Source organism: Chryseosolibacter histidinae, assembly GCF_018598225.1.
Taxonomy (GTDB): Bacteria; Bacteroidota; Bacteroidia; order Cytophagales; family Cyclobacteriaceae; genus Chryseosolibacter; species Chryseosolibacter histidini.
On the sequence record NZ_JAHESF010000059.1, the window covers coordinates 26,321 to 33,672 of the forward strand.

Sequence of the window (7,352 nt, forward strand, 5' to 3'; positions counted from 1 at the left end):
AAATCTGCGAGATCTGCGGGAAATTGTATTATGATCAAACACGTCAGCATCAGGATATCAGGAAAAGTACAGGGTGTATTTTTCAGAGCCTCGACCAAAACGAAGGCAGACGAGTTATTGGTGCGGGGCATCGTGCGCAACGAGCCCGATGGAAGTGTTTATGTTGAAGCAGAAGGTGAAGAAGAACCGTTGAAAAAATTCATTCAGTGGTGCTACCAGGGTCCACCGGCTGCCAGTGTCAGGCAATGTGAGATCACGCCTGGTGAAGGCAAGGGGTATACAGATTTTTCGATCAGGCGTTAGCTGCGGCCTTTAGTGTAAACTTGAATTTGCTGCCCTGCTGCCGTTCACTTTCCACCCAAAGTGTGCCACCATTTTTTTCCACAAACTCTTTGCACAGCAGCAGACCGATGCCGGCGCCTTTTTCATTGTTAGTTCCCCTGGTGGTGCGGTTGATATCAACTTCAAAGAGGCGTTCCCTGAACTCTGTCGGAATGCCAACGCCAGTATCGGCAACACAAATTTGTGTATGATCGTCGTTCACGGAAGCCGACACCTCTACTGATCCACCCGCAGGTGTGAACTTTATTCCGTTCGAAACAAGATTCCGTACAATGAGCTTGGTCATGTTGGGGTCGGCCATCACCTCGATGCCCGTGCTCACCTGGTTGACAAGCCTGATGTTCTTATTTCTTGCAATGGTCTTGTACAATGCCAGGTTCTCTTCAACAATGGGTGCCAGCCTGATGCGGTCCGGTTTTGCGCTCATACCTTTCATCTGAGACCCAGCCCAGTTCAGCAGGTTGTCCACGAGCTGCAGCGACCCGTTCAGGTTCTGCCGGATCACGGGCAGCAATTGCTGAAGCTCTTTCTGGCTGATGGTTTCCCGGCCCGTGAGCTCGAGCAATCCCCTCAACGAATTCAACGGGCTTCGCAGGTCGTGTGAGATGATGGAGAACAACTTGTCTTTTACCAGGTTGGCGCGTGAAAGCTCTTCTGTTCTTTTTTCAACACGTTTCTCCAGGGTGTGGCTGAGCTCTTCAATATCTTTAAAGGCCCTCGAAAAACGTACGGACAACGCCAGCGACTGGAAGAGCAAAAAGAAGATCACGCCAATACCCATCAAGTTAGGAAACGGAAATACTCCTTCGGGCAGCACGTTCGAGATCATCAGCATTTCCACCTCCGTTAACGTACTGCATACCAGCAGTCCCACGAAAATAAGCCACGCGCCCTGCCGGTGCCTGCGCATGGCCTTGAACAGCACCCACAATACAAAAAAGAAGGCACCCGTCATCAGTACGTGAAAGACGTCTAATGCCTGGCCGAAAATATATGGGGGTGTAAAAAGGGTAAGCAGCATCAGCAGTGCTCCCGAAACCTGGAAAACCCGCACGCACCATCGCGGCGTTTCTTCCCTGAACAGGCTTTGGATGAACATGGGCAGCAGCATGAGGGCTGCATAGGTGATCCCAAACTCAAATTTTTTGATATATGAAAAATCGACAGAAGGAAAAAGGCGGAACAGGAGCTGTGAGCTGTGATACGTGGTGGTAGCCCTCACCAGCACAATGCCGCACAAACCACTCAACAGCAGGTATGAAGCATTTCTCCCCAGCTGCAGGTAAAGTCCCAGGTGATAAAAGATCATGATCAGCAAACAACCGATCTCGATCATTTCAAAATTATTTTCAAACTTCTCTTTCGCCATCAGGTCAGATTCATGTCCTAACAGCACGGTGTGTGAAATACCGGGGATGGCGTACTCATGGTTCGAGGCCTGGATCACCAGCGTGATGATCTCGGTGCCGGGAAGTTTGATAAAGTTGTGGAGGCGTGAGGCCCGGCTTTGCGCCGAGGCGGTGGCAACGGTGCCCTGCGAGCTGTAGAGCGTGCCGTTCACCCAGATGGTGCAGGCCGTGGCAATGCCCGGGATCTTGATAAGCAGATCGTTCAGCTGGTCGGGGTTGGCAATGGTGAGCCTGTACGTTGCATATCCGCGAACGGAGAGCTTGCTGCCATCCATGCGATAGTTGTTCCAGCTTAATGGCACATGCTGATAAACCGGGATGATAGAGCCAGATGAGAAATCACCAGGCGTAAGCAGCCTGTTCCAGTAAAACTCCCATTCGCCGTCAAGTGAGATGATCCTGTTTTTGCTGAGGGTTTCTGCGACGACGAGACATTCGCCTTTTTTTACGGCGGGCTCAGCGGCTACCCTTGCGAAGGTTGCCAGCAGAATGAAGCATATGGAATATCTGATCATTACAAGGTAAAGCCTCACCGAAAGACCTTGATCTTGGTTTAAAGATTGGGTTTTGCCGAGTGGTAAAAAAGTCGGTTTGCTGCCAGATCAAACGGTGCGTAAGAAACGGACTGAAAATGCATAAAAGGATCTGCACTACGGGAACATTACGGGTCAAAACCTCCCACGTCTATGGGATTTAAGATTAAATGTTTTGTTGTGAAGGTCCGCCGGGATGCGGTCAGGCCATTTTTTTGGCGTTGAGGATGCCCTTTTGGGGATGGATCTTGATCTCGAAGTATTGGGTAATGAAGGCATTCATCCTGTTATCGACCATCAGCACGGGGCTGTCTGCGGGATAGAACACGGTGAGGTCAAGCACCGCCCTGAGAAAATTCTGATGTTTGCAAAACTCCTTTGTCCACAGCTTGAATTGCTGGCTCCATTCTTCCCGGTACTTGGTGAAGTCATCATTGCCATCGAAGAGGAACTGGAGCTGGTTATCGGAATACCGGGTATACCTGAAAACACCCATCAGGTTCACATAGAACTCATGCAGGTGTCTGAAATCTGTGGTATGATGGTCCCCGATCCGCCGGCTCATGTCATCTACAATACCCAGGGGGTTGCTGCGCAAAAGGTATTCTACTTTAACAAAGTCTACCAGGTAGTGGAGCAGGGTATTTTCGAGGGAGAGCTGTGCCTCTTCCAGAATGTAATTCTTGTCAAGTGGAAAGAATTTTCGAAGCACAGGTGTTATGAGTTTTGCAAAAGTAATAAAAAAGGCCTTCTGTGAAGAAAGCCTTTGTTCAAAAAAAATTGATTTTGGTTAAAAATTCTGTGCAGACGCCCGCTCCAGGTATACATCATATTCGATGGGAGAGTCGCCACCCTCCAACAGGCAACCTTCCGGCAACGGGGGATATATTTCCTCGTAGGTCTTCACCATATTCATGAACACGCGTCGGTATACATGGGTTCGGTTGATCTTGTGGGTGCTGTCGATGCCCGCTGCCGCCATCAGCTCCACAAAACTTTCAACGGTATGCTTATGGAAGTTGGCTACCCGCACTTTTTTGTCGTCGATCACCAGGCCATTCACCAGGGAAGGGTCTTGTGTAGCCACCCCGGTAGGGCAGGTGTTCTTGTTGCACTCCAGCGCCTGGATACAGCCCAACGCCATCATCATGGCCCGGGCGCAATTACAGGTATCCGCCCCCAGGGCCATCGCCCTTAAGATGTGGAACCCGGTGAGCACTTTGCCGGAAGCGATCAGTTTCACCTGGTCGCGGATGCCAAAACCCCGCAGGGCGTCGTCGGCAAAAGCCAGGGCATCCAGCAGCGGCATGCCTACAAAATTAGAGAACTCAGGCGGTGCGGCCCCGGTTCCCCCTTCGCCACCATCGATGGTAATAAAGTCCGGATAGCTGTTCAGCTGAACCATGGCTTTGCAAATGCCGAGAAACTCGCTTTTGCGGCCGATGCAGAGCTTGAAGCCTACGGGTTTGCCACCCGAAAGCTCCCGAAGCTTGTCAACAAACCCGATCAGCTCAATGGGCGTGTTGAACGCGCTGTGAAAAGGAGGTGAAAAAACGGTGGTTCCGGGTTTCACCAGGCGGATAGCTGCGATCTCCGGTGTATTCTTCTTGGCCGGAAGGATGCCGCCATGTCCTGGCTTGGCACCCTGCGACAATTTGATCTCGATCATTTTTACTTCGGGGCGTGAAGCGTTTTTGGTAAAAGCTTCCGGAGAGAAATTCCCCGCTTCATCGCGGGCGCCAAAATATCCTGTGCCGATCTGCCAGATCAGGTCGCCTCCGTTTTTGGTGTGATGCGGGCTGATGCCACCTTCGCCGGTATTGTGGGCAAAGCTGCCGATCTTAGCGCCTGCATTCAAGGCCTCTACCGCGTTGCCGCTCAAAGAGCCGAAGCTCATCGCCGATACGTTAAGCACGCTGGCACTGTATGGCTGCTTGCATTTTTTTCCACCGAAAACTACACGCGGATTCGGATCGATCTTGTGATGGTCTATCGGTGCAATGGAGTGGGTCATCCATTCATAACCTTCGGCGTAAACATTCAGCTGCGTGCCGAACGGAATGGTATCGATCTGTTTTTTTGCCCGCTGATAGATCACAGACCTTTCGTTCCGGTTGATGGGTGCGCCATCGGTATCTGACTCGACAAAGTATTGCTGGATCTTGGGCCGCAGGTCTTCAAATACATAACGCAGCCTGCCGAACAACGGAAAGTTGCGCCTGATAGACTGCCGCGTCTGGATCATGTCTGCAATGCCCATGTAAATGAACGGCACTACAATCACCAGGAGGGCGAGCGCATAGATCCAATAAAAAGCCCAGGCCAAAATAAGCGCGGTGATAACCACGCTGCTGACAATGAATAGTTTTTTCATAGTGGGATCAAGAGTATCACATCAAATATACTAAATCAATTCGGGGCAGTGGTTACATCTGATACACCAAGTTTTTAATTTATTTTGATGACTGAAAATCCTGGCTTATGGAAACCTCGCAACTTACGCAGTATGTAGATTTCGATTCTACCTTCGCGGCCTTCGACCTGATCGCTGTTTTTCTTTTTGCGATCTCGGGCGCACTGGCAGCCATTGAAAAAAAGTATGATTTCATCGGCGTGCTGGTGCTGGCATTCTTTTCAGGTGTTGGCGGAGGGTTGATCCGTGACGCCATCTTTATTCAGGCGGGCCCGCCAAAGGCCGTTACCGATTCGAAATACCTGATCGTGATCTTCGGCGCCTTTTTGTTGTCGATGATCTTTCACAAACCGCTGCGCCGCCTGCACAGAACCATCCTGCTCGTGGATGCCGTGGGCCTCGGTACCTATGGCGTGGTGGGTGCCCATGCTGCGCTTCAGGGTGGACTTGTGCCACTGGCGGCGATCCTGGTAGGTGTGTTCAATGCCACCGGCGCAGGCATTATCCGCGACGTGCTACTCCGGGAAGAGCCCATTATTTTCAAACCGGGCCAGTTCTATGCTGGGGCTGCCATTGTGGGCACCGTCATCTATGTTACACTGACCGTGGTTGTAAAACCCGGCGATATGTGGGCTGCGCTGCTGGCCATTGCCGCGGCGTTTGTCATCAGGCTTTTGTCCGTTAAATTCAATTGGCGCACCCGCCCGATTTTGAAAGAGAATTAAATCGCTTAACTTGAGAACAATTATGGCCAGGTTGGCACGGCGTGTAAACTGGCTGTGATGACAACTCGGATGCTTCTCTCCCGATGAAGACCTGAGTTTTTACCGTAACCCCTGTTCGCATGAAAGCTTATCGTAAAATCGGAATTCTGTTGCTCAGCATTCTTGTGGTCATACAGTTCGTTCAGCCTACCAAGAACCTTGCAGACGGGCTGGGACAAAATGATATCAGCGAGGTTTATACCGTACCACAGGACCTTCACCAGATGCTGGTGAAAAAATGTTACGACTGCCACAGTAACAACACGCGGTATCCGTGGTACTTCAACCTTCAGCCCATCGGATGGTGGCTGGCGGCACACGTGCACGAAGGCAAGGAGCACCTCAACTTTTCAGAATTTAAAAACTATGCGCCTGAAAAAGCCAGGCACAAATTGGAAGAGCTTCTTGAAGTAACGGAAGACCGCTCGATGCCCCTCAAGGCATACACCATGTTCCACGCCAATACCGAGCTTACGGCTGAAGACGAGGCGGCTATGAAAACGTGGCTGACAACACTGGGTGCGCATCACCATTAATTGTACGTAACAAACTCCGGCGGTTTTACAAAGCTTGCGCTGTACTTGACGCGAAGGTTGCTGCTAAGTCGTATCACAAAGGAATTCATATCTTCCACCGTTCTCGGGAAAAATACTACGCGCAGCTCTATCGTTCCGAATACGAGGTTCTCATTCCGGGTCCTGATCCCTCCGCCTAATCCGAAGTAAGGCTTGTCATAGAAGATGCTTTTGTTCTGGTCGCCGAGCATGGCCATTTCTCCGAAAACAAAGGGAGCCATTCTGAACCCCGCCAGACTCAACGGTGTAAAAGCGAGCGTTTCGGAATTGACATGGAACCGTTTTGTTCCCAACAAACTGTCGGCCGCAAAATACCGAAGTCCAAATTCATTGTTGATGTCCAGTGGCTGACTGGTGCGTTGGTTGGAGACGCGGGCGAAGTCTATTGTAATGGATTGCCGGATGAGCAACTGTCCATAAGGGATCAGCCTGCTCATGAGCGAGCTGTAAAGCAAAAATACGCCGTCTTCCAGTCCCTTGTTGCGAAAGCCTCCTGCCCTGAAGCCCACCGTATAAAAAGCGTTGTTGCGGCTAACGATAGACTTCTCCGCTTCAATTCCCAGGTAAGGTCGCTCAAGTCCGAGCTGGCGCATCCAGCCGTAGTACATGGAAACACGATGGCCATAGGGAACGTCTTCCGTACGACCGAACCCGTAGATGTAGCTGGCTGTATAGAAGTTCTGTTTGAAAATAGTGAGCCCGCCAAGCACATACGTTCTGTTGTTGTACAAGGCATTCAGTCTTTCGAGTGACTGGAATGGCTGGTTCGTGAACCGCTGGTTGAAAGCGCGGATGGCCACGAAATGACGGGTACGCGTGCGCCAGTTGGCGTTGGCGCCGATGTTATAACCGATCCAGAAATCGTTGACCACATAACGGTAATTAAGGAACAGGGAGTCTTTGATCCTGAAAAGATTCTCGGACCAGTTTCTGCTGATCTCCATACCTCCGGCGAAAGTTGTATACGGCGATACGAGTGGCCGTTCGAGCCGCAGGTAATACGCTTTTTCTTCTTCTCTTCCATAACTGCTGCCCGTGTTCAGCTGTGTATATCCCGCGGTGCCACTGATAAAGCTTCCGCCGATGCTGTTCTTCCGGTAGAGCACTTCATAACCGAAGGGTGGTTGCCTGCCTTCCTGCAAAAGTCCGTTGAATTGTAAGCGCTGGCCCCAACCACCAAGGTTCACATCATAAAGCCGGAACCGCGTTTTGGTAGGGCCGCTGGGGTTGAACGATCCACCGATGCTGAAAACGTCGCGGGTCAACCCCCCCACCTCCACTGAATCTTTGGAGCTGCGCCGGGGCACCACATAGAA

Annotated in this window: 7 protein-coding genes; 3 read left to right on the forward strand and 4 right to left on the reverse strand. The window is 51.1% G+C overall.

Features of this window, described 5'->3' with window-relative positions; translation table 11 throughout:
- Nucleotides 1–30 precede the first annotated feature (30 nt).
- Nucleotides 31–303: an acylphosphatase gene (locus tag KK083_RS30105; RefSeq protein ID WP_254169866.1), complete on the forward strand. Its 273-nt coding sequence runs from the start codon at nt 31–33 to the stop codon at nt 301–303.
- Here KK083_RS30105 and KK083_RS30110 read toward each other — a convergent pair.
- The 3 genes from KK083_RS30110 to KK083_RS30120 all read right to left on the reverse strand — a co-directional run bounded on the left by KK083_RS30110 (nt 293) and on the right by KK083_RS30120 (nt 4,658).
- Complete coding sequence (locus tag KK083_RS30110; RefSeq protein WP_254169867.1) at nt 293–2,266, reverse strand: sensor histidine kinase; 1,974 nt, start codon at nt 2,264–2,266, stop codon at nt 293–295. The two genes, KK083_RS30105 and KK083_RS30110, sit on opposite strands and share 11 nt — an antisense overlap.
- A 220-nt stretch (nt 2,267–2,486) precedes the next feature.
- Complete coding sequence (locus KK083_RS30115; RefSeq protein ID WP_254169868.1) at nt 2,487–2,996, reverse strand: hypothetical protein; 510 nt, start codon at nt 2,994–2,996, stop codon at nt 2,487–2,489.
- A gap of 78 nt (nt 2,997–3,074) precedes the next feature.
- The gene (locus KK083_RS30120) at nt 3,075–4,658 is read right to left on the reverse strand and encodes an FMN-binding glutamate synthase family protein (protein ID WP_254169869.1); all 1,584 of its coding nucleotides are present in this window, start codon (nt 4,656–4,658) and stop codon (nt 3,075–3,077) included.
- 107 nt (nt 4,659–4,765) lie between these two features.
- Here KK083_RS30120 and KK083_RS30125 point away from each other — a divergent pair, with 107 nt between their 5' ends.
- Together KK083_RS30125 and KK083_RS30130 are read left to right on the forward strand one after the other, a co-directional pair.
- The gene (locus KK083_RS30125; RefSeq protein ID WP_254169870.1) at nt 4,766–5,422 is read left to right on the forward strand and encodes a trimeric intracellular cation channel family protein; all 657 of its coding nucleotides are present in this window, start codon (nt 4,766–4,768) and stop codon (nt 5,420–5,422) included.
- 119 nt (nt 5,423–5,541) lie between these two features.
- Nucleotides 5,542–5,997, forward strand: a complete 456-nt coding sequence (locus KK083_RS30130; protein WP_254169871.1) for a heme-binding domain-containing protein — start codon at nt 5,542–5,544, stop codon at nt 5,995–5,997.
- Here KK083_RS30130 and KK083_RS30135 read toward each other — a convergent pair.
- Nucleotides 5,994–7,352 (reverse strand): hypothetical protein (locus KK083_RS30135; protein ID WP_254169872.1); only part of this gene is annotated, 1,359 nt, incomplete at its 5' end. The two genes, KK083_RS30130 and KK083_RS30135, sit on opposite strands and share 4 nt — an antisense overlap.